The organism is Klebsiella quasipneumoniae subsp. quasipneumoniae, from assembly GCF_020525925.1.
GTDB lineage: Bacteria > Pseudomonadota > Gammaproteobacteria > Enterobacterales > Enterobacteriaceae > Klebsiella > Klebsiella quasipneumoniae.
Genome location: NZ_CP084876.1, coordinates 4,608,771 through 4,633,494, shown reverse-complemented (window position 1 = coordinate 4,633,494; position 24,724 = coordinate 4,608,771). Strand labels below are relative to the sequence as shown.

The following is a 24,724-nucleotide window of genomic DNA, read 5'->3' as shown; positions in this document are numbered from 1 at the left end:
TTGCTCTCCTCAGACAAAGCGGCAGCTGATGGCGCCCATGTTGCCGTAGTCGACGTGGAAGGTATCGCCCTTGCGCGCCGGGACCGGACGGGTGAAGGAGCCGCCGAGGATGATTTGCCCGGCTTCGAGCTGGACATCGTACGGCGCCAGTTTGTTGGCCAGCCAGGCCACGCCGTTGGCCGGGTGATTGAGCACCCCCGCGGCGACGCCGGTCTCCTCAATCACGCCGTTGCGATACAGCAGGGCGGAGATCCAGCGCAGATCCAGCTCGTCGGGCTTGATCGGGCGGCCGCCGAGGATCACCCCGGCGTTGGCGGCGTTATCGGAAATGGTGTCGAACACTTTACGCGGGCGCTGGGTTTCCGGGTCGATGTTGTGGCAGCGGGCGTCAATCAGCTCCAGCGCCGGGATCACGTAGTCGGTGGCGTTGTAGACATCAAACAGGGTGCAGTTCGGGCCGCGCAGCGGTTTGGCCAGCACGAACGCCAGCTCGACTTCGATACGCGGAACGATAAAGCGGTCGGTGGGGATATCGCTGCCGTCGTGGAAGAACATATCGTCAAGCAGCGCGCCGTAGTCCGGCTCGCTGATCTGCGAGCTGGCCTGCATGGCTTTTGAGGTCAGGCCGATCTTGTGGCCTTTGAGTACGCGGCCTTCGGCGATCTTCATCTCGACCCACTCGCGCTGGACGGCGTAGGCGTCCTCAATGGTGATCGACGGATAATCCAGCGAGATCGCGCGGATCTGTTCACGCTGTTTTTCGGCCTGATTCAGCCGCTGGGCAATCAGGGTTCGGGTCTGTTTATCGAGCATAGTGATTCCTGTGGCATTGTATTGCCGGATGGCGCTTCGCTTATCCGGCCTACAAATTCATGGCCGCTGTAGGCCCGGTAAGCGCAGCGCCACCGGGCAATTTGCACGTTATTTAAATAAGGCGTGCACATTGTTCTGTTTGTAGTTCAGCGTCGGATCGAGCTCTTCCATGGCGAACGACAGCGCCAGGTAGCGGCTCTCCATCAGCGCCGCGAAGTGGGATTTGATCAGCGCGAACAGCATATCTCCCACGTCCTGACGGCTCTCCAGGCTGCGCCCGGCACCGATCTTCAGCGTCATATGGACAAAGGCGTAATCCTGCCTGCCGTCGGCCATCTGCCAGGTATCCAGCCAGTGGGCACGGCTGCGGATCCCGCCGATCGGAAAGATGCCGGTAGCGGCCAGCGCCTCGTTGACTTTGGCGAACAGTCCAGGCAGATCGGCCTGCTCGCGGATGTTGTCGGTACATTCGGCGATAAAATGTGGCATGGGGCCTCCTTACGCCTGCGCCGGCAGCGGGAACACGGCGTTAACCTGGCCGGTGCCGGAGCTGGCGAACAGCTCGGTGATAAACTCCACCTTGCCGTCGTATTTATCCCAGCCCAGCAGGCCAAGCAGCATCACCGTGTCGTGCATGTTGCCTTCGCCGTAGCAGTAGTCGGCGTACTCCGGCAGCATGGTGCAGAACTCTTTAAATTTGCCCTCGCGCCACAGCTTCACCACCCGCTCATCCATCTGATGATCGAACTCTCGGGTGTAGCTGTTCATGCCTTCTTCGGCACGCTGATCGTCGATAAAGCGGTGCGACAGCGAGCCGCTGGCCAGCACCGCCACGGTGCCGTCATATTTCTCAATGGCTTTGAGGATCGCTTCGCCCAGCCTGCGGCTGTCGGCAAAGTCATGAACGGTACAGAAGGCGGAAATGGACACCACCTTGAAGTGCTTATCGCTATTCATGTAGCGCATCGGCACCAGGGTGCCGTACTCCAGCTTCAGGCTCGGAATATTGTGCGCTTTGGCGCGCACCCCGAGCTTCACCGCCTCGTCGGCGATGAGCTGACCCAGCTCCGGGTTGCCGTCATAGTCGTAGGTCATGTCGCGAATAAAGTGCGGCAGTTCGTTACTGGTGTAGACGCCCTGGAAATGGTCGGCGCAGTTGATGTGGTAGGCGCTGTTGACCAGCCAGTGGGTATCGAACACGATGATGGTATCGACGCCCATTTCCCGGCAGCGCTTGCCAATTTCTTTATGCCCGTCGATAGCGCCCTGGCGGCAGCCGTGGTTTTTCCCCGGCAGCTCAGACAGGTACATCGACGGCACGTGAGTGATTTTTGCTGCTAACGCTAACTTACCCATATCAGACTCCCCATTTCGGGATCGGATGGTCGCCCATCGAGATGCAGACGTTTTTCATTTCGGCGAACACTTCAAAGCTGTACTCGCCGCCTTCGCGGCCGGTGCCAGAGGCCTTCACGCCGCCGAACGGCTGACGCAGGTCGCGGACGTTCTGGGTGTTGACGAACACCATCCCGGCTTCAATACCGCGCGCCAGACGCAGCACTTTGCTGACGTCCTGGGTCCAGATATACGACGCCAGGCCGTATTCCACATCGTTCGCCAGGCGCAGCCCTTCCGCCTCGTCTTTGAACGGCAGCAGGCAGGCGACCGGGCCAAAAATCTCTTCCTGCGCGACGCGCATACGGTTGTCGACATCCGCCAGCACTGTCGGGCGCAGGAAATTGCCGGCTTTCAGATGCGCCGGCAGGTCGGACGGTTTATCCGCGCCGCCGGCCAGCAGGGTCGCCCCTTCTTCAATGCCGAGGCGGATATAGCCGGAGACTTTCTCCCAATGTTGCTGGCTAATCAGCGCGCCAACCTGGGTGTTCGGGTCGGTTGGATCGCCGACGCGCAGGCGGTTAGCGCGCTCGGCGAAGCGCTTAACGAACTCGGGGTAGATGCTCTGCTGAATGAAAATGCGCGAGCCGGCGGTGCAGCGTTCGCCGTTGATCGAGAAGATGGTGAACAGCGCGGCGTCGAGGGCGCGCTCAATATCGGCGTCTTCGAAAATCAGCACCGGCGATTTGCCGCCCAGCTCCATGGAGTACTTTTTCAGCCCGGCATTTTTCATGATGTTGCGCCCGGTGGCGGTACCGCCGGTAAACGATACCGCGCGCACGTCATGGTGGCGTACCAGCGCATCGCCCGCCGTCGCGCCGTAGCCCTGCACCACGTTCAGTACCCCCGCCGGAATACCCGCTTCCAGCGCCAGTTCGCCCAGACGGTCGGCGGTCAGCGGCGACAGCTCGGACATCTTCAGCACCGCGGTATTCCCCAACGCCAGGCACGGCGCCACCTTCCAGGTGGCGGTCATAAACGGCACGTTCCACGGCGACACCAGCGCGCAGACGCCCACCGGCTGCACCAGGGTGTAGTTCAGCATCTTGTCGTCGACCGGATAGGTCTTACCGTTCATCTGCTGGCACACTTCGGCGAAAAACTCGAAATTGTGGGAGGCGCGCGGGATCAGCACGTTTTTGGTCTGGTGGATAGGCAGACCGGTATCGGCGGTTTCCATCGCCGCGATCTCCGGGACGTTCTGGTCGATCAGATCCCCGAGGCGGCGCATCAGACGCGCGCGCTCTTTCATCGGCAGGTTAGCCCACTTCGGGAAGGCCTCTTTCGCCGCCGCTACCGCCTGATGGACTTCGGCTTCACCGCCGGCGGCGACTTCCGCCAGCACTTCGCCGGTGGCCGGGTTGGTGGTATGAAAATAGTCTGCGCCGGCAACGTTTTTACCGTTGATCCAATGGTTAATCTTTTTCATGACAGTGTCTCCTCATACGCTTGCTGGCTGATGATATGGTTGACCAGGCGGCCCACGCCCTCGACTTCAACGATCACCTCGTCGCCTGGCACCACGTCGGACAGCCCTTTCGGCGTGCCGGTGGCGATCATGTCGCCCGGTTGCAGGGTCATAAATTCGCTTAAGTAAGCGATGAGAAACGGGATGCTGAAGATCAGATCGGCGGTGGTGCCCTGCTGGCGCAGCTCGCCATTGACCCAGGTGCGCAGGGCCAGATTATGCGGATCCGGGATCGCCTCTTTGCCGACGATCCACGGGCCGATCGGCGTCAGGGTATCGCGGCTTTTCACCCGCAGGTTTGGCCGGTAGTAGTTTTCCAGATAGTCGCGGATCGCGTAGTCGTTGCAGACGGTATAGCCGGCGACATAGTCCATGGCCTCGGCTTCGCTGACGCGGCGGGCGGTTTTACCGATCACCACCACCAGCTCAGCTTCGTAGTGCATGTATTCCACGTTATCCGGGCGTACCGACTGCTGCTGGTGGCCAGTAAAGGTGTTTGGCGCTTTGATAAACACCAGCGGCTCGGTTGGCGGCTTAAACGCCAGCTCGCTGGCGTGGTCGGCGTAGTTCAGCCCCAGCGCGAACAGCGTGCCGTCGGCGGGCGGCAGCCAGCGGAATTCACCTTCTTTCAATACCGTGCCATCGTCCAGGCGCACCTGGTCGCGTTCATCGACCACCGCATCGCGTACCTGTCCCTGCCATTCAATACGTGCCTGTTTCATGCCAGCTCTCCTTCTGCGACAACCGGGTTTTCCAGCGCCGGGAAGCCCTCGGCGAGAATGCGTACGCGATCGCCGGGACGCAGCGTAACGCGGGAGTGGGGCGTACCGATGAGGATCGCGTCGCCGGGATTGAGGGTGGCGAACTCGCTCAAGGCGCTCAGCAGCTGCGCGGCGTTACGCTGCAGATCGCCGGTATGCCAGCTGTCCGCTTCGCGGCCGTTGATTTCGGTGATGATGGTCAGGTTATCGACGTTGCGCACCGGCGACAGCGCGCCGACGGGGCAGAAACCATCGCGGCACTTGGCCTTGATCGCCGGGCGATAAAAACTCTCTTCCGGCAGGCTGACGTCGTTCGCCAGCGCGTAGCCGGCGATATAGTTCGCTGCCTCTTCCGCCGCCACCTTGCGCGCGGTTTTGCCGACAATCAGCGCCACGGTGGCGCCGCTTTGCACAGTTTCGCCCTGCGGATGGGGGATCGCCTCGCCATCGCCAATCACGGTATTGCGCGGCTTGATAAACCAGACCGCGGTTTTCGGCGGCGTTTTGTAGGGGGCCTGTTGAAACGCCTCGCGCCAGGCGTCGAGCTGGCTGCGATGATTGAGCGCAACGGCGAAGATGGTACCTTTCATTCACCACTCCTCTGGGACTGATTTCGGTTTAAAGGGATTTCGTTAATATATTAATGATCATCTTTTATGCTTTGCGATGAGGTTTAGCAACTGGAAGTGAATGTTTTGTGATCGGATTAACACAATATTTACACATCAATAACTTATTCGTTATTAATCAAATAGTTGAATATTTTTCTGGGAAAGGCTGGTACTTTTCAGGTGCAGAAACCGGTTGTACATGGCAGGATTAAAGCTAATTATTAAGTTGTTAATAAGTTTTAGATGAGGCCGTTGAGGGAATACTATGCATGATTCATTAACCATTGCCTTGTTGCAGGCGCGTGAAGCGGCGATGGCCTACTTTCGACCGATCGTCAAACGACACAATCTCACCGAACAGCAGTGGCGGATCGTGCGTATCCTCGCCGAACGTCCGTCAATGGACTTTCACGATCTGGCTTTTCGCGCCTGTATTCTGCGCCCCAGTCTGACCGGGATTTTGACGCGCATGGAGCGGGATGGACTGGTGCTGCGGCTGAAGCCGGTTAACGATCAGCGCAAGCTGTACGTCTCGCTGACGCCTGCCGGAACCGCGCTGTACGAAAGCGCCCAGGCGGAGGTGGAAGAAACCTATCGCCTGCTGGAGGCTCAGTTCACTACGGAAAAGCTGCAGCAACTGACCTCGCTGCTGGAGGAGTTTATTGCGCTTGGCGTCCCTGCCGGGCGCGGTGATGAAGAAGAGTAGCGGTTACGGCTCGGCGCTCAGCCTGGCGAGGGCAATAAGTGTTTCCGCGCGGACGGGGGACAGCGGCTCTCTCGGCTGCGGCAGCGGCCAGCCATACAGCCAGCGGGCGCTGGCGGCGCAGGTGCGCCCCTGACAGGCGCCCATTCCGCAGCGCTGGGTAAGCTTGGCCTGTAGCCAGTCGTCGGCGGCTGCCACATCGCCGCAGCGCACATCTTCGCAACGGCACAGCAGGCTCTCCGGCGTCGCCGCGTTTTTCAACGACTCCGCCAGCCGGAAGGTGCGGTTGATGGCCGTGGCGAAGCGCTGCCAGCGGGCGCGACGGGCAAATAACGCCTGGGCCTGCTGGCTGGCCCCGGCGGCGGCATACCCGGCGATTTCGCCCTCCGCCAGCGCCAGCTCGCTCCCGCCGAAACCGGTGCACTCCCCGGCGGCGTAAATATCCGCGAGGCTGGTCTGCTGCCAGCGGTTAACCTGGATCGCCTCCTGCGCCGTGGCGCAACCGAACAGCAGCCCCGTCTCGATATTGGGCACCAGCCCGTAGCCGATAGCCAGCCGATCGCAGGCGACAGTCCGCTCGATGCCGCGCTGGCGCAGCGTCACGGCTTCCAGCCGCGTTGCGCCGTGGGCGCGGATCGCCTGGGCGCCGCTAAGATAGCCTTTCGGAGCCAGCGTCGCTAACTGGCGCAGCTTCTGCGGCCAGCGCCACAGCCCGCTGGCGAAGCGCAGCAGCGCCGGGAGCGGCGCTTGCTCAACGATATTCGTTACCTGGCCTCCGGCCTTGTTCACCGTATCCGCCACCGCCAGCAGCAGCGGGCCGCTGCCGGCAATCACCACTTTTTCGCCTTTCAGCGACAGGCCATGTTTGATCTGCGCCTGCAGGCCGCCCGCGCTGGTCACGCCGGGTAAGGTCCAGCCGGGAAAGGGCAGCGACAGCTCGCGCGCGCCGCAGCAGAGGATCAGTTTCCGCCAGTAAACCACGCCACCGCCGTCGGCGGTTTCAAACAGCACGCTGCGCGCGGAGGGGCGGGCAATCAGCCGCGCGCCGTTCACCACCCGGATGGCGGCAGACGCTGCGATGGCGTCGCGGTAGCGCCGGGCCAGGGCGGGCAGCGTCGCCTGCGGGCCGGCGCGCCAGATTTGCCCTCCGGGGGCGGGGTTATCGTCGAGAATAATGACCTGTTTATCGCAGGCGGCGGCAGCGAGGGCTGCCGCCATGCCGGCGGGGCCGGCGCCGAGGATTAAAATGTCACAGCGCAGCGTGTACATAGCGGCTCCTTTCTATTTGCATACCGGCCCGGCACAGGGTCTGGCAGGCCAGCACCCGCCGGCCGTCGACGGTGATCCGGCACTCCTGGCAGACCCCCATGCCGCAAAACGGCGCGCGGGGGTCGCCGTTAACCGCCTGGCGGGTGGTGGGATCGCCGGTCAACGCCAGCGCTGCCGCCACGCTGATACCTTCCGGCACCGTCAGCGCTTCGCCATCGACAGTGATATTGAGCGTGCTATTCATGCGATCGCCTCCTGATGGTACAGACGGGCCGGGAGCCAGGCCTCAGGCGCCAGCGGGCAGCGTTCGCCGAGGATCTGCGCCGCCAGCAGCTCAGCCGTCGCCGGGGCGGTGGTGACCCCCAGTCCTTCATGGCCCAGCGCCAGCCATACACCGCGGCGCGTGGGGTGCGGGCCGATCAGCGGATTGCCATCCTGCGAGGCGGCGCGCAGGCCGCTCCAGCAGCGGATGATATTCAGCGTCGCCAGCGCCGGCACAAAATGGCGGGCGCGGTCGAGCATCTGCCCCAGCAAGGGGAGATCCAGCTGGCGCTCGCGATTATCGAACTGGCGCGAAGAGCCAATCAGCAGCTGGCCAGTGGGCCGCGGCTGCAGGTTAAACGCTACCGAGGTACCGCCGCCGTGGGCGCTGGCGCCGTAGCCCAGCTCAACCAGCTGGTGATGCACCCGCGGCCCGTAGCGATCGGTAATTGCCAGCTGACCCTTCCTGGGCCGCAGCCAGTTTTCCGCCAACAGCGTATTGGCCTCCAGGCCGCAGGCCACCACGATGGCCCGCGCCTGTAGCCGTTTGCCGCTGGCGAGCAGCACCTCCGGTTCGGTAATCGCCTGCGCGCTGTCGTGCAGGCAGGTGAGATGGTCTCCGGCATCGGCCATCAGCCAGCGGGCGACGTTTGGCGCGTAGACGATGCTGTCGCCTGGTACCCATAGCCCGCCGGCCAGCCCGCTGCGCAGCAGCGGCTCGCGCCCGGCGATCTGCTGTGGGGTCTGCAGTTCGCTGTGGATCTGATAGCCAGCCAGCCGCCGCTGTTTTTCACCCGCGACGGCCATCTCTTCTTCGCTTTCCGCCAGCCACAGCGTGCCGCAGCCGCGCCAGGCGCAAGTGGCGGGCATCCGCGGGGTGATGGCGCGCCAGCGCGCCAGCGACCACGCCGACAGCGCCAGTTCGGCGGGGTCGTCATCCATGCACACCAGATGGCCCATACCCGCCGCCGTGGCGCCGGGTTGACCGTCATCGATAAGCGTCACTTTCTGCCCCCGCTTCGCCAGCTGCCACGCGCAGGCGGTGCCGATGATCCCGGCGCCGATCACGATGACATCGCACGGCTTCACGGCGCGATCCCCCAGCAGAAGGGATCGTCCGGGTTGAGGATCAACTGATTATCGCCGCACACCCAGGCTTCGCCGCGGATCGTTGGAATGATGCCTGCGGCGGCGCGCTGGTAGCTGGCGGTAAACTGGCTGCCGATGATGCTGGCCTGGCGCCAGATCGCTCCCGGCTGGAGTTTGCCATCCTGCGCCAGGCAGGCCAGCTTGGCGCTGGTGCCGGTGCCGCACGGCGAACGATCCCAGGCCTTTCCCGGACAGAGTACGAAGCTGCGGCTGTCGGCGGCATCGTCATCGGCGAACAGCTCGATATGGTCGATAACGCCGCCGTCGTCGCCGCGGATCCCCGCAGCCTCCAGCCCCTCGCGCACCGCCCAGGCGTAGTCGGTGAGCTGTGGAATGTGCGCCGGGGTAATGGCGAACGGGTGATCGTTAATCAGGAAAAACCAGTTGCCGCCCCAGGCAATATCGCCGATGACGGGACCCCGCGCGGTCTCCACGCGGACCTGCTTTTTCCAGCGGCGGGCCGGGACGTTTTGCACCGATACGCTGCCATCGTCGTGCAACGTGGCGCTTACGTCGCCGACCGGGGTTTCAATCAGATGAACGCCTGGCAGGATACGGCCAAGCCACGCCAGCGAGGCGATAAGCCCGATGGTGCCGTGGCCGCACATATTCAGAAAACCGGCGTTGTTGAAGAAAATGACGCCAGCGGTGGCCGCCGCCGAGACCGGTTTGCAAAGCAGCGCGCCGACCAGCACATCGCTGCCGCGCGGTTCGAGAATCACCGCCTGACGCCAGCGATCGAAGTCACGGGCGAAACGGTCGCGACGCTCCGCCATGCTGCCGCCGCCGAGGTCGGGGAAGCCGTCAACGATCAGGCGGGTGGGTTCGCCGCCGGTGTGTGAATCAATGGCTCTCAGCGCAATAGGGGGGCGTGGCGCGGTCATTCTGCTCTCCGGAAGTTAACAACATGTTTCATCATGCTGGCGCAACCCGTGACGGGCGGCTTGAACGCTTTCGGCAGAGATAATGACGAAATCGGCATAATAGCGCTGGGGGGATGTTCATGTGGTGCATAATTATTTCTTATTAATCATTCTGTTAATGGCGTGGTAAACCGAAAGTGGCGATTGCGCCAGTGGATAAACCAGGGGAAGGCGTAAAGCGGATCCAGGATCGCAAAACCGGCGGTTGCCGCTTGAGGTGTTAACAGGAAGTGAATAAATATCCTTCGGTCACTTACCATGAGGAAGCCCTATGATCGGTGTGTCTGAAGCGGCGCCGCCGCGCGCTGTTAATCAACCGGAGCTGGCGGTCGATGAGCTGAGCCAGATCTGCGAAGGGCTGGCGCGCCAGCGGCCGGAGAATATGGCGGCGCTGCTCAATGCCCTGGCGCTGATCGCCCCCTTGCTCAATGCCATCCCCAACGTGGTCTTTTTTATCAAAGACAGCGAAGCGCGTTATCTGCTGGCGAATCTGACGCTGGCCCGCCGCTGCGGTTTCAAAACCGTCTCCTCGCTGCTGGGGAAAACCTCCGCCGACGTCTTTCCTTCCGCGCTGGGTCAGGGTTACACCGAACAGGATCTTCGGGTATTGCGGGAGGGCGTGACCCTGCGCGACCAGCTGGAAATGCATCTCTACAATGGCCGGGAACGCGGCTGGTGCCTGACGCAGAAGCTGGCGCTGCGCGATGTCCGCGGACAGGTGATCGGCATGGCCGGGATCTCTCACGATCTGCAGGAGGCCCACGCCCGCCATCCGGCGTGGCAGCGGCTGGCGATCGTCGACGATCATATCCGCCGCCACTATCACCGGCCGATCGCCATGGAAGAGCTGACCGCCTTGAGCGGGATGTCGATTGCGCAGATCGAGCGCTACTGCAAACGGATCTTTCATCTCACGCCGCGGCAGATGATCCACAAAGTGCGTCTGGAAAAAGCCACCGAATTGCTGGCCGGCGACACGCCGATTACCGATATCGCCTTGCAGTGCGGCTATACCGATCACAGCGCCTTCAGCCGCCAGTTCAAAGCGATGACCGGCTCGACGCCGCGCGATTTTCGCCTGACGCTGCAGGGATAACGGCTGGCTCACACTTTTGTCGACTGTGCTAATTTCGTCATCGGATTAAGGGAAAACCGACAAGCCGCCGGTTCCGCGACGCGTCAATCTGTCAGTGAATATTCACCAATCATTCACCTCGACTTAACAAAATGACGACAAGGAACCGAGCATGAGCAATAAAGCGATTCACTGGAGCGGCGTATTCCCGGCGGTTAGCACGCAGTTTCGTAGCGATTACTCCCTCGATTTAGACGCCACCCACGCGGTGATGAAAAACCTGGTCAAAGATGGCGTTTCCGGGCTGGTGGTGTGCGGCAGCGTAGGGGAGAACACCTCCCTGAGCACTGATGAAAAATTGCAGATTATCGAAGTGGCGAAAGATGCCGCCGGCGGCAAAATTCCGGTGATCGCCGGGGTGGCCGAGTTCACCACCGCCTTTGCCCAGAAGATGGCGAAAGAGGCGGAGCGCGTCGGCGTCGACGGGATCATGGTGATGCCGGCGCTGGTCTACTCCTCAAAACCGCATGAAACCGCCGCTCACTTCCGCAGTGTGGCCACCGCCTCCGACCTGCCGATCATGGTCTACAACAACCCGCCGATTTACAAAAACGACGTGACGCCGGACATTCTCGCCACCCTGACCGATTGCGACAACATCGTCTGCTTTAAAGACTCCTCCGGCGATACCCGCCGCTTTATCGACCTGCGTAACACCGTTGGCGACCGCTTCGTGCTGTTTGCCGGGCTGGATGACGTGGTGGTGGAAAGCATCGCCGTCGGCGCGGAAGGGTGGATCTCCGGAATGTCCAACGCCTTCCCGCGCGAAGGGGAAACGTTATTCCGTCTCGCCCGCCAACAGCGTTACGAAGAAGCGATGGCGCTGTACCGCTGGTTCATGCCGCTGCTGCATCTCGATGCGCGTCCGGATCTGGTGCAGTGCATCAAGCTGTGCGAAGAGCTACTCGGGCGCGGCAGCGCTGTGACCCGTCCGCCGCGTCTGGCGCTGGAAGGCGAAACGCGCCAGCAGGTGGTGGCGATCGTGGAACAGGCGCTGGCGACTCGTCCTGCCCTGCCGGACGTTGGCCTCTGAGCACAGGAGTCAGTATGAATGCATCTCAAACCACGGCGGGACGGCAGTTTATCGCCGGACGCCGCGTTGCCAGCGGCGAAGCGACGCTATTGAGCCTGCGGGCGGTGGATGGCGAGGCCACCGGCCATCGCTTTTATCCGGCTTCCCACGCGGAGGCCGCCCAGGCCGCGGAGGCGGCGCAGCAGGCGTTTGCCATTTATTCACAGACCGCGCCGCAGCAGCGGGCGCACTTTCTCTGCGCCATTGCCGATGAGCTGGACGCGCTGGGGGAGGCGTTTTTTGCTATCGCCGAACAGGAGACCGCGCTGCCGCTGGCGCGGCTGCAGGGCGAGCGGGCGCGAACCAGCGGCCAGTTGCGGATGTTTGCTGGCGTGATCCTGCGCGGGGATACCTTCGCCGCCCGTATTGATACCGCCTTAGCCGACCGTCAGCCGCTGCCGCGCCCGGACCTGCGTCAATATCAGCAGGCGTTAGGGCCGGTGGCGGTGTTTGGCGCCAGCAACTTTCCGTTGGCCTTTTCCACCGCTGGCGGCGATACCGCCTCGGCGCTGGCGGCTGGCTGCCCGGTGGTGGTGAAGGCCCATGCGGGCCATATGGCCACCGCCGAGCTGACCGCTGACGCGATCGTCCGGGCGGTCGCGCGGTGTGGGTTACCCGGCGGCGTATTCAATATGATTTTCGGGACGGATATCGGCGCCGAATTAGTCCGCCATCCAGCGATTCAGGCCGTTGGCTTTACCGGCTCGCTGGCTGGCGGTAAGGCGCTATATCAGCTGGCGCAGCAGCGCCCGCAGCCAATCCCGCTGTTTGCTGAAATGTCGGCGATTAACCCGCTGATTATTCTGCCGCAGGCGCTGCAGACGCGGGCCAAGGCGCTGGCGAACGAGCTGGTGGCGTCATTTACCCTCGGCGGCGGCCAGTTCTGTACCCGTCCGGGGCTGATTCTGGCGCTGCGCGGCGCCGGACTGGAACGCTTTAAGTCGGCGCTGTGCGCGGCGGTAGCGGGCTGCGCGCCGCAGGTGTTGCTCAATGCGCCGACCCTTCAGCACTACCGCCAGGGCGTGGCGGCGCTGGCGGCGCATCCGCGTATCGAGAGGCTGGCGAGCGGCCTCGCCGCCGGCGCCGGGGAGGCGCAAACCCAGCTGTGGCAGGCTCAGGTCGAGGATCTGCTGGCGCAGGATACGCTGCTGCAGACCGAAGTTTTCGGCCCGCTATCGTTGCTGGTGGAAGTGGACGACGCGGCCCAGCTGCAGGCGGTGGTGAAAGCGCTGCAAGGACAGCTCACCGCGACGCTGCACGCGGAAGCGGACGACGGCCCGCTGGCGGCGAGTCTGCTACCGCTGCTGTGTGAGAAGGCCGGACGGGTGCTGTTTAACGGTTATCCCACCGGCGTGGAAGTGTGCGATGCGATGGTCCACGGCGGCCCATGGCCGGCGACGACCGATGCGCGCGGGACGTCGGTCGGCAGCCGGGCGATTGAGCGTTTTCTGCGCCCGGTCTGCCTGCAGAATGCGCCGGCCGCCCTGTTACCGCCGGCGCTGCAGGATGCGAACCCTTTAAACCTGCTGCGCCTGGTCAACGGCCAGTGGACCCGGGAAGCGATTTCCTCCTCTCATTGACGCAAGGGCATCACCATGACCATTCACACTACGCATAACAGTCAAACACGCGTTGCGGAGTCGGGTAAGTTTAAAAAACAGCTGACTCTGACCGACCTCACCTTTATCGGCCTGGGGGCGATCTTCGGCTCCGGATGGTTATTCGCCGCCAGCCATGTGGCATCCATTGCCGGTCCGGCCGGTATCGCGTCGTGGGTGATCGGCGGCTTTGCGGTGCTGCTGCTGGGGATTGTCTACTGCGAGCTGGGGGCGGCGCTGCCGCGCGCCGGCGGCATTATTCGTTACCCGGTCTTTTCCCACGGTGAGCTGATGGGTTATCTGCTGGGGTTCATCACCCTGATCGCCTTCTCCAGCCTGATCTCGATAGAAATTGTCGCCGCCCGGCAATATGCCGCGGCCTGGTTTCCGGCGCTGACCCAGCCGGGCTCCAGCTCGCCGACGCTGCTGGGGTGGGGGGTGCAGTTCCTGCTGCTCTGTTTCTTCTTCGCGCTGAACTACTACAGCGTCAAGACCTTCGCCCGCTCGAACAACTTCATCAGCGTGCTCAAGTTTCTGGTGCCGCTGCTGGTGGTGGTCACGCTGTTCGCCTTCTTTAAACCTGAGAACCTGCATGCTCAGGGCATTGCGCCGTTTGGTATGTCCGGGGTGGAAGCGGCGATCAGCGCCGGGGGAATTATCTTCGCCTATCTGGGACTGACGCCGATTATCTCGGTGGCCAGCGAAGTACAAAAGCCGCAGCGGACTATCCCTATCGCGTTGATTTTATCAGTGGTGCTGTCGACGATTATCTACGTGCTGCTGCAGCTGGCGTTCCTTGGCAGTATCCCCACCGAGATGCTGAACGGCGGTTGGGCCGAAGTGAGCAAACAGTTCTCGCTGCCGTATCGCGATATCGCCATTACCCTCGGCATGGGCTGGCTGGCCTTTATGGTGATAAGCGATGCGATCATCTCCCCGAGCGGCACCGGCAATATCTATATGAACGCGACGCCGCGGGTGATCTACGGCTGGGCGAAGGCGGGTACTTTCTTTAAAGCCTTTACCCATATTGATAAAGCGTCCGGTATTCCGCGCCCGGCGCTGTGGCTGACCTTTGGGCTGTCGATTTTCTGGACGCTGCCGTTCCCCTCCTGGGAACAGCTGATAAGCGTGGTGTCGGCGGCCCTGGTGCTGAGCTACGCCATCGCCCCGGTGACCGCCGCCGGGCTGCGCCGCAACGCCCCGGATCTGCCGCGGCCGTTCCGCGTGCGCGCCTTCGGCATCATCGGCCCGGTGTCGTTTATGGTCTCGGCGCTGATCGTCTACTGGTCCGGCTGGAATACGCTCTCGTGGCTGCTGGGGCTGCAGATCGTGATGTTTGTGGTGTATGTGATGTGCAAAGGCAAGGTGCCGGAACATACCGTGAGCCTGGCGCAGCAGGTGAAGTCTTCGCTGTGGCTGATCGCTTTTTATGCGTTGATTATCCTCTTTTCCTGGCTGGGCAGCTTCGGCGGGCTTAATGTTATTGGTCACCCCTGGGATACGGTGCTGGTGGCGGCGATGTCGCTGGGGATTTATTACTGGGGCGCGCGCAGCTGTCTGCCGCAGGCTAATTTTAGCGGAGACGAAGAAGAGTAAAGGAGAACAGTATGGGGTCGGTAACTCTATCGTTACCAGAAGCTTATGACCTGGCGCTGGCGGTGCTCAGCGCCAATGGATTCAGCGCCGACCACGCGGCGGCCATCGCCCGTAACGTGGCTGCCGGGGAGCGCGACGGCTGCGCTTCCCACGGCCTGTGGCGGCTGTTGGGCATTGTCGATACCTTGCGTAAAGGTAAGGTTTCGCCTGATGCCGAGCCGCAGATCCACGACCAGGCGCCGGCGATTGTGCGGGCGGATGCCGGGGGCGCCTTTTCGCTGCTGGCCTACGAACGCGCGCTACCGCTGCTGCTGGAGAAAGCGCGGCACAGCGGTATTGCGGCGCTGGCGATTAACCGCTGCGTCCATTTTTCCGCGTTGTTTGCCGATATTGAGCCGTTGACTGAGGCAGGGCTGGTGGGGCTGGCCTGTACGCCAAGCCATGCCTGGGTCGCCCCGGCGGGCGGCACCCGTCCGCTGTTCGGCACCAACCCTATCGCCTTTGGCTGGCCGCGGCGGGAGGAACCGCCGTTTATTGTGGATATGGCGACCAGCGCCGCGGCGCGCGGCGAAATCCAGCTGCATCAGCGTGCTGGCAAAGCGCTACCGGAAGGGTGGGGAATCGACAGCCAGGGGCAGCCGACGACCGATGCCACAGAGGTACTGAACGGCGCGATGTTAACCTTCGGCGGCCATAAGGGCTCGGCGCTGGCGGCAATGGTTGAGCTGCTGGCCGGGCCGCTTATCGGCGATATGACCAGCGCCGAATCGCTGGCGTGGGATAACGGCGCGGGCGGTTTACCCTACGGCGGAGAACTGATTCTGGCGCTGGATCCGCAGCGTTTTCTCGGCGCGCAGGCACAGGAGCAGCTGGCGCGCGCCGAAACCCTGTTCAATGCGATGCAGGATCAGGGCGCGCGGCTGCCGGGCGAGCGGCGTTTCGCCTGCCGCCAGCAGAGTGAGCGGCAGGGGGTCGCCATCAGCCGTTCATTGCATGATGAGATTTGCGCCTTGCGCCAGGGCGGGTAAGGCGCGAATCGCCGTCCCCCGGGACATCCCCCGGCTTGCGCTACGCTTAGCCGGGCTACCGAACGTCGCGGGTTGTGTAGCCCGGGCAAGGCGCGAAGCGCCGCCACCGGGGCATCCCCCGGCTTGCGCTACGCTTAGCCGGGCTACCGAACGTCGCGGATTGTGTAGCCCGGGTAAGGCGCGAAGCGCCGCCACCCGGGATGCCTGTCAAAACAGCGTGTCGAGCTCGTCCAGCACGTTGTAGTCGTCATCGACCAGCAGCAACGTCTTCCACTTATCAAAGGTCAGACAGGGGTGCGAGGTGCCGAACAGCAGAATATCGCCAACCTGCACATCGCTGCCCGGCGCCAGGCGCAGCATGCAGTGCTGATCCATGATGCCGATACTGACGATCGACTCCGCGCGCAGCGCTAACTGCTGGCCGTTACGATAATGGGCGATCGGCTGCGGCAGCCCGGCGTCGAAGGCGCAGTCGCGCTTGCCGAAATTCACCACCGCGCGATCCGCCTCAGGCACCGATTGCACCATCGCCATCAGCTCCAGCGCTGATGTAAGATCGCCGGCGAGATCGCAGGCAATCGGATCGCGGGCGATCAGCGCTTGTTGGGCGAGATCGTAGATCCCGCGATCGTGGGTGATATAACAGCCAGGGCGAATGACGATACGGCAGCGGCGCGGTTTTGCCGCCGCCAGCCAGATGTTGCACACCACGTCATACCAGACGGTGCCCGCGCCGGTGAGAATAAATTCGCCGTCAACCAGCGGCTCCATGCGGCAGGCTAGCGCTGCAGCCTGTTGTAATAGCGCTTCCACCTGCGGTTGCGGATCGTCGCCGTGCAGGACCCCTTCATACAATTCCAGACCGCGTAGCCGTAGCCCCGGCAGGTCGCTGACCCGCTGCGCCAATGCCAGCGCGTCATCCACGCTACGACAGCCGCAGCGCCCGCCCGGCACGCCAAGTTCAATCAGCACATCCAGCGTTTGCCCCTGGGCGGCGAAGAACGCGGAGAGGGCGCGCACGTTGGTCTCGCTATCTACACAGCAGATAAAATCCACTGCCCGGTAGTGGGCTTTTAGCTGCGCGACCACCTGCATATTGGCCTTACCGACCAGCTGATTGACCATCAGGACGCGCTGGATGCCGCTGGCCATCGCCGCGCTGGCCTGCCAGGCGCTGCCCACGCCGATCCCCCACGCTCCCGCTCGCTGCTGCGCCTGAAATATCCATGGCGTCATTGTCGTTTTACCATGCGGCGCCAGCGATACGCCGCGGGCATCGGCGTAGCGCTGCATCCATGAAATATTATTTTCCAGCGCCGACTTTTTTAGCAGCGCGGCAGGCAGACAGACCTCTTCCGCCAGCAGATTAGCCGGCGCGGACATGAGGGCGGATTTGTGCGGAATGAGGGGTGCTGAATGGTATTTCATAACACTATCCTTTCAGGGTTTATAATCGGTGAGTTGCTGGGTATCAGTTATAAATATTTGATAATAATGTCTTTAATTAATGATTATTGTTTATTTTGAATAAAAGTATCACAAAATGATCTGGTTTTTGCGTAGTTTTCCACTGTTTTTTGCACTTGTAAATGGTTAACTTGTCGGTATGTCGAAAGGGAGTAATTGCTATGAAAGTTGACTGGCTTTTCAAAAACGTCACGGTGATCGACGGGAGCGGCGGGCCGCAATACCGTGCCGATGTGGCGGTGAAGGGCGACCGAATAATGGCTATCGCTCCGGCGCTTGACGTCGCGGCGGAGCAGGAGATAGATGGTCAAGGGCGGGTGCTGGCGCCTGGCTTTATCGATGTTCACACCCATGACGATATCAACGTCATCCGCATGCCGGAGTATCTGCCTAAGCTCAGCCAGGGGGTGACAACCGTGATCGTCGGCAACTGTGGGATCAGCGCGGCAACCGCCACCATGCGCGGCGAGGTGCCAGACCCGATGAATCTTCTCGGCGAACGACAGCACTTCATCTATCCCACCGTCGAAGCCTACGCCCATGCGGTAGAGGCGGCGCGACCATCGCTTAACGTCGGGACGCTGATTGGGCACACCGCGCTGCGCAATAACCATATGGATGACCTGTTCCGCCCGGCGAGCGAGACGGAAATCGCCGGCATGCGCATACAGTTGCGCGATGCGCTGCGCCAGGGCGCTTTAGGACTGAGCACGGGCCTTGCCTACGCCAGCGCCTTCCAGTCGACCACCGAAGAAGTGATGGCGCTCGCTGAGGAGTTGACGGCAGAGGGGGGAATTTACACCACCCACCTGCGTTCGGAGTTCGAGCCGATTCTGGAGGCGCTCGACGAGGCGTTCCGCATTGGTCGCCACGGCAACGTGCCGGTGGTGGTCTCGCACCATAAGTGCGCCGGCGCGAAAAACTGGGGTCGCACGAAGGAGACGCTGGCTTTCTTCGATGAGATGCGCCAGCGCCAGGAGATCGCCTGTGACTGTTACCCCTATTCCGCCAGCTCGTCGACGCTGGATATGAAGCAGGTCACCGATGAGTTCGATATCGTCATCACCTGGTCGGAAGCACAGCCCGAGCAGGCCGGAAAAACGCTGCAGCAGATCGCCGATGAATGGCAGGTGAGCCTGCACGACGCCGCGGCGCGGCTGATGCCGGCAGGCGCTATTTATTACAACATGGACGAGCAGGACGTACGGCGGGTGCTGGGTTATCCGGTGACCATGATTGGCTCCGACGGGCTGCCGAACGACCCGATGCCGCATCCGCGGCTGTGGGGCGCGTTTCCGCGGGTCCTGGGCCACTACTGCCGCGATGAACGGCTGTTTCCGCTGACTACCGCGATCCACAAAATGACCGGGCTGTCGTCGGCGCGCTTCCAGCTGGCGGATCGTGGGCTGGTAAAAGTGGGCTATTACGCCGACCTGGTGCTGTTTGACCCGCTGACGGTGCGCGATGTCGCCAGTTTCTCCGACCCGAAACGTCCGGCGGACGGTATTGAGGCGGTGATGGTTAACGGCGTGATGAGCTACGGCAGCGACAAAAAGATTATCGGGCGCGCGGGGCGTTTCCTGCGCCGCCGAATGAACTGAGGAGTGAAAAATGAGTATTAAACGTTATGGCGTAGAGGGCGGTACCGGTACCGGCGGGCAGCACCTGCCGTTCGCGCGGGCGGTGGAAGCGGGAGGCTGGCTGTACGTCTCCGGCCAGACGCCGATGAAGGACGGGGAAGTGGTGGAAGGCGGGATTGTCGACCAGTCGCGTCTGGCGATTCAGAACTGCGTAGATATCATGACCGAAGCGGGCTACACCCTGGCCGACGTGGTGCATGTTAAAGTGATCCTCACCGATGCGCGCTATTTTCAGTCTTTCAATAAAGTCTTCCGCGAGTTCTTTGGCGACAACCCGCCTGCCCGCATCTGCTGCGTAGCGGACCTGGTGGTGGATTGTAAAGTCGAAGTGGATGTGACCTGTTATAACGCTTCTCGCGCATAAAAAGTTAGTAACCAGAAATATAAACAGTCATTTTGAGCGCTGAAATAATTCAGCGCTTCGTAGCCTTTTACCTTTACAAAATTAACTGGCAGGATGTGAATTATGAATAGTCATGTCTTTTTAGTCGGCTTTATTATTTACGCGTTGGCCATGATTTGGCTTGGCTGGTACGTGTCCCGTCATCAAAAAAGCGGTGAGGATTTTTTACTCGGCGGCCGTTCTTTGCCGCTGTTCCTGACGCTGGGGTCTACCGTGGCGACTATGGTGGGAACCGGTTCAAGCATGGGCGCTGTCGGCTTCGGCTACAGCAATGGATGGGCCGGGATGCTCTACGGCGTGGGCGGCGCCATCGGTATTTTACTGGTGGCCTGGCTGTTTGCGCCGGTGCGAAAGCTGCGCTTTATGACCATGAGCGAAGAGCTTTCTTATTACACTGGTGGCAGCCATTTAATTAAAAACCTCGTCGGGATAATGATATTTATTGCCTCAATTGGCTGGCTGGGGGCGCATATTCTTGGCGGGAGTATGTATTTAGCCTGGGCGACAGGAATTAATCTGACGGTGGCAAAAATTATTATTGCCATGGCGTTTGCGATTTACGTCATTATCGGCGGTTATTCTGCTGTGGTGTGGACAGACACCATTCAGGCATTAATTCTGTTTTTCGGTTTTATCCTGATGGCGATTCTGGCGGTGGTTCACGTCGGGGGATGGGATGCCATCGTTCAGGCAATGGATCCCAAGGCGATGAGCCTGTTTGCGGTCGATAAGTTGGGGACCATTCCGGCGCTATCGCTGGCGATGGTCATCGGCGTCGGCGTGCTGGCGACCCCTTCCTATCGCCAGCGTATTTACTCGGGAAAAGACGTCTCTTCGGTGCGGCGCTCGTTTGTCTATACCGGCGTGCTGTATCTGTTTTTCTCGGTGCTGCCGGCGATCATCGGCATGGCGGCCTGGACGATGAACCCCAATCTTGAGAACAGTAACTACGCCTTCCTGTTCGCCACCAGCTTCTTACCGGCGATCCTCGGGCTGGTGGTCCTGATTGCCGGACTTTCCGCCACCATGTCTTCGGCCAGCTCCGATGCGATAGCCGCCGTGGCCATCATGATGCGGGATGTCTATACCCTCGTTACCGGAAAAATGCCGCCGGCGCATAAGGCGATAACGCTCTCTCGCTGGATGCTGGCGTTCGTCATCGGCCTGGCGATGATCTTCGCCCTGACCTCGAACGATATCATCAGCTATATCACCAAAATGATCTCCATGCTGATGTCCGGGCTCTTCGTCTGTTCCATTCTCGGCCGCTTCTGGCTGCGCTTTAACTGGCAGGGTGCGCTCACCGCGCTGCTGAGCGGCATGCTGGTGTCTATTGTGGTTCTGGTTAAGGCCGACTGGCTGGCTTACTGGGGCAATCCGTGCATTCCGTCGGTCGTTGGCAGCTTTGTTTCCGCTATTTTTGTCACCGTCATGACGCCAGCCAGCAAAATCAGCCGTCAGCAGGCGCTGGAAATGATTACCCAGGAGCGGGAAGGGGAGGCGATCCCGGCGAAGACGGCGGTGCAGGTCTCAGGAGAAGCACAATGAAGGATTATATTGCCGTCGACTGGGGCTCTACCCAGCTGCGCGGCTGGCTGATTCGCAACGGCCAGTGCGTCGAAACGAAGCAGCTGCCGCTGGGTATTACCCGCCTGAACGGACGATCGCCTGCCGATGTATTCGCGGAGCATTTGGCCCCCTGGCGCGGCGCACAGGCGCTGCCGGTGCTGATGGCCGGGATGATCGGCAGCGACGCGGGCTGGCAGGCGGTGCCGTATCTGGACTGTCCGGCGGCGATCGACGCGCCCGGGCGGCAGCTATGCGCCGTTGCTGAAGGCGTGTGGATTATTCCCGGCCTCAAGATTGAACAGGACCGGGATTTCAACGTGATGCGCGGCGAAGAGACGCAGCTGCTGGGGGCCTGCCAGCTGGCGCCGGCGGAGTGTTACGTGCTGCCGGGCACCCACTGCAAATGGGTCCAGGTGGCGGGCGGCGCGGTGCGTTATTTTGCCACGGCGATGACCGGCGAACTGCATCATCTGCTGATGACGCAATCGCTGATCGGCAAAGGGCTGCCTGCCCAGCAGCCGGACGAGGCGGCGTTTGAACGGGGGCTGGAAAAAGGGCTGGCGCAGCCGTCGCTGATTAGCGAACTGTTTGTCGCCAGGGCCGCCCGGGTGCTGGGCGGTCTGGCGGCGAGCTCGGTCAGCGATTACCTCTCCGGGCTGCTGATTGGCGCGGAGGTGGCGACCCTGGGGCAGCGTTTCCGTGCTTCTGCCGTCACGCTGGTTGGCGACCCGGCGCTGAATGCCCGCTACGGTCGGGCGATGAAGGCGCGCGGAATGACGGTTAACAGCTGCAGTGGCGATGAGGCATTGCTGGCTGGCATGGCGAGGATAATGCATGAACAAGATTAAGCTGGTGGCGATTTTACGCGGCATTCAACCCGCTGAGGCGGCAGATCATATTGAGACGCTAATCAATGCAGGCTTTCGCTATATCGAAATCCCGCTCAATTCGCCAGACTGGCAGCAGAGTATTCCGCAGATGGTTGCGCGGTTTGGCGAGCAGGCGATGATAGGCGCGGGAACGGTACTGCGCGTGGAACAGGTCGATTTTCTCGCTGAGGCCGGGGCGAAGCTTATCGTGACGCCGAATACCCAGCCTGCGGTGATCCGTCAGGCAGTGGCGCACGGAATGCAGGTTTGTGCCGGATGCGCCACCGCGACTGAGGCGTTTAACGCGCTGGATGCCGGGGCGCAGTGGCTGAAGATATTTCCGTCTTCTGCTTTCGGTCCGGACTACATTCGGGCGCTGAAAGCGGTGCTGCCGTCGGAGGTGCCGGTGCTGGCGGTGGGCGGCGTGACGCCGGAGAATCTGGCAACCTGGATGCGGGCTGGGTGCGCCGGAGCCGGCCTGGGCAGCGATCTGTATCGCGCCGGACAGGCCGTGGAACGTACCCGCCTGCAGGCGGAGAGGTTTATCGCCGCTGCCGGTGGCTAGTCGCCAAGAGGCTGGCGATCGACGCCGCCGCGGTGGCTGTCGAGGGCCAGCTTAATACGACGTAATTTGCCTTTTGCCTGAGTTTTGTTGGCCATCGCCAGTTCGGTGGCCAGCACATCGACCATCGCCAGCATCGCATAACGCGAAGTGCTGGGCTTGAAGATATAGTCGTTTTCCCGCACCAGCAGCGGCAGCACCAGATCCGCCTGCTCAGCCAGCGGCGTCCCGGCGGGGGTAATCGCAATGACCTTCGCGCCGTACTGGCTGGCAATCGCCGCGCTCTCGATGATCTCCGGGGTATAGCCGCCCAGAGACAGCACAATCACCACATCCTGCGGCGTCACCGCCGAGCTCATCATGCGTACCAGCAGACCGTCGCTCTGACTGACGACCGGAAGACCAAGACGAAACAGGCGATATTGAATCTCCTGAGCGCAGATGGTTGACCCGCCGCCCATTCCAAGGGCGAGGATCTGCCGCGCTGCACTCAACCAGCTCACCGCACGCTTCAACGCCTCGATATCCAGCGCCCGGCGATTGGTCTCCAGCACGCTGATGATTGACTCATAGATCCCCTGTACGCCTTCGAGGTCCGGAACATCGAGGATAAACCGCTGGCCGACCGCAAGGGATTGCGCAAGCTTCATCTTCAGCTCACGGACGTCTTTACAGCCGAGCGCCCGGGCAAAACGGGTGACCGACGCCTGGCTGGTCTGAGTCAGACGCGCTATCTCGGCGATGGGTAGCTCCGCCGCCGCCGCGACATCATCGAGAATAAACTGCGCGATGCGCTTTTCGGTCGCCGTGAGTTCCACAAAGCGATCGGTAATGCAGGAAATGATATCGATTGACCAGGACATACGGGTATCAACGGGTAAGTTGTGAATGGTACTTTGTACCATATTCCGCCGCTGAAATCAGCGCCGGAGGCTACAGCGCTAAGCGCATGGCGCAGCGCGTTTCCGGCGGCAGGCCATGTTCCGTTTCCAGCTCCCTTTTCGCCGCCAGCCCGGCGGGCAGGGTCAGCTCATCGAGTATGGCGAATCCCAGGCGGGTATAAAACGGCGCATTCCACGGCACTTCGCGGAAGGTGGTGAGGGTCACCGCCGGGTAAGCCATTTGCCGGGCGCGCTCGATAACCTGCTCCAGCAGCATCCGCCCGATGCCCTGATGCTGCCAGGCCTGGTGGACGGCGATTTCGGCGATAAATAAGGCATCGTCGAGCGGTTCGGTAAGAATAAAACCAACCGGCTGCCCGGCGGCCACCGCCAGCAGACTATGTTCCGTTTCCAGATAATCATGATGGCGCGCAACGCTAATCACCTCGCTGTCCGCCAGCCAGGCGAGAGCGGGGATCTGACGAAATGCCTGAGCGGCGGAACGTTCAATGGCCGGCAGAAGGGCGATATCACTCTCCTCGGTCAGGCGTAATCCGGCGCCGGCAGTTATAGTGTTAGTTTTCATCACCTGAGCATAGCAGCCTTCGGGAGAAAAATATGGATCTGACCGCCGTTCCCGCCACGCAGTTCAGCAGCGTGCAGTTAACGGATATTCTTAACGCCTGTTTTGAAGCCTATCTGGTACCGGTGACCCAGTCGGTGGAGGGATTTGTTCAGCGCTTTAGCGCCGAGGGGATGAGCCTGATCGATTCCCGCGTCTGGCTGGCCGGAGATGAACCGGCGGCGATCGCGATCGTCGCGCGTCGGGGGAATATGGCTCGCCTGGCGGCCTTTGCCCTGCGCCCGGCCTGGCGCGGCAAAGGTCTTGGGCGGAAATTGATGCAGGAGCTGCTGACGTTTCTGCAGCAGCAGGAGATCGAGACGGTTTCCCTGGAGGTGATCCGCGATAACCACGCGGCCGTCGCGCTGTATCAGTCGTTAGGCTTTACGCGGCGCTATGGGCTCTGCGGCTACCTGAGCGCAGAGCCTCTGGCTGCGGCGCCTGGCGTGTTACAGCCTTATCCGATCCTGGCACTGCTTCGACGCGCCGTTGAGGAGAGTAACAGTCAGCTCCCCTGGCTGATGGATCCGCTTACCTTCGCCACCCTGCCATGCCGCGTCGTGACCCTGGAACAGCGCGCCTTCGCGGTACTGAGCACCTCGGGCTCACGGCCTGTACTGCAGTTTTTATGGGTGGAACCCGCCGCCCGTCGCCAGGGGCTGGCGCAGGCGCTGCTGATGGCGCTGGCGCAGCAGTTCCCGGGGATCGGCACGTCGGTGACGGTCCCGGAAACCTTTACGCCGCTGTTTGCCGCGGCGGGGTATGCGCCGCTATCGCTGCAGCAGTATGAAATGACGATGGAGTGTGCGGCAGCGAAGTCCGCTTAGGCGGGAGTGTGCGCTGGGCCGCAAAAAACAGCACGGGGCGTCGATAAGCCTCTCTTTTGCCGCATCATATCTCTTCGTAATGGCGACGAGGGGGATGTA

The 24,724-nt window shown here is 61.7% G+C and carries 26 protein-coding genes and 1 pseudogene; 12 read left to right on the top strand and 15 right to left on the bottom strand.

The genetic code is table 11. The features are described 5' to 3' along the window. Nucleotides 1–9: 9 nt before the first annotated feature. The 7 genes and pseudogenes from hpaH to LGM20_RS22265 form a co-directional block, all read right to left on the bottom strand. On the bottom strand, nucleotides 10–813 hold the full coding sequence (gene hpaH, locus LGM20_RS22295) for a 2-oxo-hept-4-ene-1,7-dioate hydratase (RefSeq protein ID WP_002887487.1): 804 nt from the start codon (nucleotides 811–813) through the stop codon (nucleotides 10–12). A 108-nt stretch (nucleotides 814–921) separates the two neighbouring features. Then, nucleotides 922–1,302, bottom strand: a complete 381-nt coding sequence (locus LGM20_RS22290; RefSeq protein WP_023291850.1) for a 5-carboxymethyl-2-hydroxymuconate Delta-isomerase — start codon at nucleotides 1,300–1,302, stop codon at nucleotides 922–924. Between the two features lie 9 nt (nucleotides 1,303–1,311). Next, entirely contained in the window at nucleotides 1,312–2,169 is an 858-nt protein-coding gene (gene hpaD, locus LGM20_RS22285; RefSeq protein ID WP_002887492.1) for a 3,4-dihydroxyphenylacetate 2,3-dioxygenase, read from the bottom strand. Between the two features lies 1 nt (nucleotide 2,170). Continuing rightward, complete coding sequence (gene hpaE / locus LGM20_RS22280) at nucleotides 2,171–3,637, bottom strand: 5-carboxymethyl-2-hydroxymuconate semialdehyde dehydrogenase (RefSeq protein ID WP_023291851.1); 1,467 nt, start codon at nucleotides 3,635–3,637, stop codon at nucleotides 2,171–2,173. Continuing rightward, nucleotides 3,634–4,398 (bottom strand): fumarylacetoacetate hydrolase family protein, encoded by a 765-nt coding sequence (locus tag LGM20_RS22275; RefSeq protein WP_044525284.1) that lies wholly within the window; start codon nucleotides 4,396–4,398, stop codon nucleotides 3,634–3,636. Before LGM20_RS22275 ends, hpaE begins: the two co-directional genes overlap by 4 nt. Continuing rightward, a complete protein-coding gene (locus tag LGM20_RS22270; RefSeq protein WP_023291853.1) occupies nucleotides 4,395–5,027 on the bottom strand; it encodes a fumarylacetoacetate hydrolase family protein in 633 nt (210 codons plus the stop codon). The genes LGM20_RS22275 and LGM20_RS22270 overlap by 4 nt, the downstream gene beginning before the upstream one ends. A gap of 57 nt (nucleotides 5,028–5,084) precedes the next feature. After that, nucleotides 5,085–5,249: pseudogene (locus LGM20_RS22265) on the bottom strand (hypothetical protein). A 64-nt stretch (nucleotides 5,250–5,313) separates the two neighbouring features. Between LGM20_RS22265 and hpaR the strand changes: the two are divergent. After that, nucleotides 5,314–5,754: a homoprotocatechuate degradation operon regulator HpaR gene (gene hpaR, locus LGM20_RS22260; RefSeq protein WP_002887503.1), complete on the top strand. Its 441-nt coding sequence runs from the start codon at nucleotides 5,314–5,316 to the stop codon at nucleotides 5,752–5,754. Between the two features lie 3 nt (nucleotides 5,755–5,757). Here the strand turns inward: hpaR and LGM20_RS22255 are convergent, their stop codons facing one another. From LGM20_RS22255 to LGM20_RS22240, 4 genes are read right to left on the bottom strand one after another with little or no spacing between them, the layout of a single operon-like run. Beyond that, entirely contained in the window at nucleotides 5,758–7,020 is a 1,263-nt protein-coding gene (locus LGM20_RS22255; protein WP_072013451.1) for an FAD-dependent oxidoreductase, read from the bottom strand. Then, nucleotides 7,001–7,264 (bottom strand): (2Fe-2S)-binding protein, encoded by a 264-nt coding sequence (locus tag LGM20_RS22250; RefSeq protein WP_032455020.1) that lies wholly within the window; start codon nucleotides 7,262–7,264, stop codon nucleotides 7,001–7,003. Before LGM20_RS22250 ends, LGM20_RS22255 begins: the two co-directional genes overlap by 20 nt. After that, on the bottom strand, nucleotides 7,261–8,370 hold the full coding sequence (locus LGM20_RS22245) for an NAD(P)/FAD-dependent oxidoreductase (RefSeq protein ID WP_044525285.1): 1,110 nt from the start codon (nucleotides 8,368–8,370) through the stop codon (nucleotides 7,261–7,263). The genes LGM20_RS22250 and LGM20_RS22245 overlap by 4 nt, the downstream gene beginning before the upstream one ends. Next, the gene (locus LGM20_RS22240; RefSeq protein ID WP_044525286.1) at nucleotides 8,367–9,314 is read right to left on the bottom strand and encodes a 4-hydroxyproline epimerase; all 948 of its coding nucleotides are present in this window, start codon (nucleotides 9,312–9,314) and stop codon (nucleotides 8,367–8,369) included. Before LGM20_RS22240 ends, LGM20_RS22245 begins: the two co-directional genes overlap by 4 nt. Nucleotides 9,315–9,624: 310 nt before the next feature. On the opposite strand from LGM20_RS22240, the gene LGM20_RS22235 reads away from it, so the two are divergent. From LGM20_RS22235 to LGM20_RS22215, 5 genes are all read left to right on the top strand, one after another. Continuing rightward, nucleotides 9,625–10,449: an AraC family transcriptional regulator gene (locus LGM20_RS22235; RefSeq protein WP_032455015.1), complete on the top strand. Its 825-nt coding sequence runs from the start codon at nucleotides 9,625–9,627 to the stop codon at nucleotides 10,447–10,449. Nucleotides 10,450–10,600: 151 nt separating this feature from the next. Beyond that, nucleotides 10,601–11,521, top strand: a complete 921-nt coding sequence (locus tag LGM20_RS22230; protein ID WP_044525287.1) for a dihydrodipicolinate synthase family protein — start codon at nucleotides 10,601–10,603, stop codon at nucleotides 11,519–11,521. 14 nt (nucleotides 11,522–11,535) lie between these two features. Further along, nucleotides 11,536–13,140, top strand: coding sequence for an aldehyde dehydrogenase (NADP(+)) (locus LGM20_RS22225; protein ID WP_044525288.1), 1,605 nt, complete (start codon nucleotides 11,536–11,538; stop codon nucleotides 13,138–13,140). A 15-nt stretch (nucleotides 13,141–13,155) separates the two neighbouring features. Next, nucleotides 13,156–14,757 carry an APC family permease gene (locus LGM20_RS22220; RefSeq protein WP_044525289.1) on the top strand — a complete coding sequence of 534 codons (1,602 nt, stop codon included), beginning with the start codon at nucleotides 13,156–13,158 and terminating at the stop codon, nucleotides 14,755–14,757. 11 nt (nucleotides 14,758–14,768) lie between these two features. Further along, complete coding sequence (locus LGM20_RS22215; protein WP_032454766.1) at nucleotides 14,769–15,785, top strand: Ldh family oxidoreductase; 1,017 nt, start codon at nucleotides 14,769–14,771, stop codon at nucleotides 15,783–15,785. Nucleotides 15,786–15,992: 207 nt separating this feature from the next. Here the strand turns inward: LGM20_RS22215 and LGM20_RS22210 are convergent, their stop codons facing one another. Both LGM20_RS22210 and LGM20_RS22205 read right to left on the bottom strand, forming a co-directional pair. Next, nucleotides 15,993–17,213, bottom strand: coding sequence for an amino acid deaminase (locus LGM20_RS22210; protein ID WP_044525290.1), 1,221 nt, complete (start codon nucleotides 17,211–17,213; stop codon nucleotides 15,993–15,995). 76 nt (nucleotides 17,214–17,289) lie between these two features. Next, nucleotides 17,290–17,436 carry a hypothetical protein gene (locus LGM20_RS22205; protein ID WP_044525291.1) on the bottom strand — a complete coding sequence of 49 codons (147 nt, stop codon included), beginning with the start codon at nucleotides 17,434–17,436 and terminating at the stop codon, nucleotides 17,290–17,292. Between LGM20_RS22205 and LGM20_RS22200 the strand changes: the two genes are divergently transcribed. The 5 genes from LGM20_RS22200 to LGM20_RS22180 all read left to right on the top strand — a co-directional run bounded on the left by LGM20_RS22200 (nucleotide 17,414) and on the right by LGM20_RS22180 (nucleotide 22,298). Continuing rightward, on the top strand, nucleotides 17,414–18,853 hold the full coding sequence (locus LGM20_RS22200) for an N-acyl-D-amino-acid deacylase family protein (protein WP_023291858.1): 1,440 nt from the start codon (nucleotides 17,414–17,416) through the stop codon (nucleotides 18,851–18,853). The two genes, LGM20_RS22205 and LGM20_RS22200, sit on opposite strands and share 23 nt — an antisense overlap. Before the next feature lie 10 nt (nucleotides 18,854–18,863). Then, nucleotides 18,864–19,256 carry a RidA family protein gene (locus LGM20_RS22195; RefSeq protein WP_004204205.1) on the top strand — a complete coding sequence of 131 codons (393 nt, stop codon included), beginning with the start codon at nucleotides 18,864–18,866 and terminating at the stop codon, nucleotides 19,254–19,256. A gap of 102 nt (nucleotides 19,257–19,358) precedes the next feature. Then, complete coding sequence (locus tag LGM20_RS22190) at nucleotides 19,359–20,843, top strand: sodium:solute symporter family protein (RefSeq protein WP_004886423.1); 1,485 nt, start codon at nucleotides 19,359–19,361, stop codon at nucleotides 20,841–20,843. Continuing rightward, entirely contained in the window at nucleotides 20,840–21,712 is an 873-nt protein-coding gene (locus tag LGM20_RS22185; RefSeq protein ID WP_044525292.1) for a 2-dehydro-3-deoxygalactonokinase, read from the top strand. The genes LGM20_RS22190 and LGM20_RS22185 overlap by 4 nt, the downstream gene beginning before the upstream one ends. Then, on the top strand, nucleotides 21,699–22,298 hold the full coding sequence (locus LGM20_RS22180; RefSeq protein ID WP_023291861.1) for a 2-dehydro-3-deoxy-6-phosphogalactonate aldolase: 600 nt from the start codon (nucleotides 21,699–21,701) through the stop codon (nucleotides 22,296–22,298). Before LGM20_RS22185 ends, LGM20_RS22180 begins: the two co-directional genes overlap by 14 nt. Here the strand turns inward: LGM20_RS22180 and LGM20_RS22175 are convergent. Beyond that, nucleotides 22,295–23,158, bottom strand: a complete 864-nt coding sequence (locus tag LGM20_RS22175) for a MurR/RpiR family transcriptional regulator (RefSeq protein WP_032429092.1) — start codon at nucleotides 23,156–23,158, stop codon at nucleotides 22,295–22,297. The genes LGM20_RS22180 and LGM20_RS22175 overlap by 4 nt on opposite strands. A gap of 70 nt (nucleotides 23,159–23,228) precedes the next feature. Further along, nucleotides 23,229–23,762 carry a GNAT family N-acetyltransferase gene (locus LGM20_RS22170; RefSeq protein ID WP_023291863.1) on the bottom strand — a complete coding sequence of 178 codons (534 nt, stop codon included), beginning with the start codon at nucleotides 23,760–23,762 and terminating at the stop codon, nucleotides 23,229–23,231. Nucleotides 23,763–23,794: 32 nt separating this feature from the next. On the opposite strand from LGM20_RS22170, the gene LGM20_RS22165 reads away from it, so the two are divergent. After that, nucleotides 23,795–24,625 carry a GNAT family N-acetyltransferase gene (locus LGM20_RS22165; protein ID WP_044525293.1) on the top strand — a complete coding sequence of 277 codons (831 nt, stop codon included), beginning with the start codon at nucleotides 23,795–23,797 and terminating at the stop codon, nucleotides 24,623–24,625. The last annotated feature ends 99 nt before the right edge of the window (nucleotides 24,626–24,724 follow it).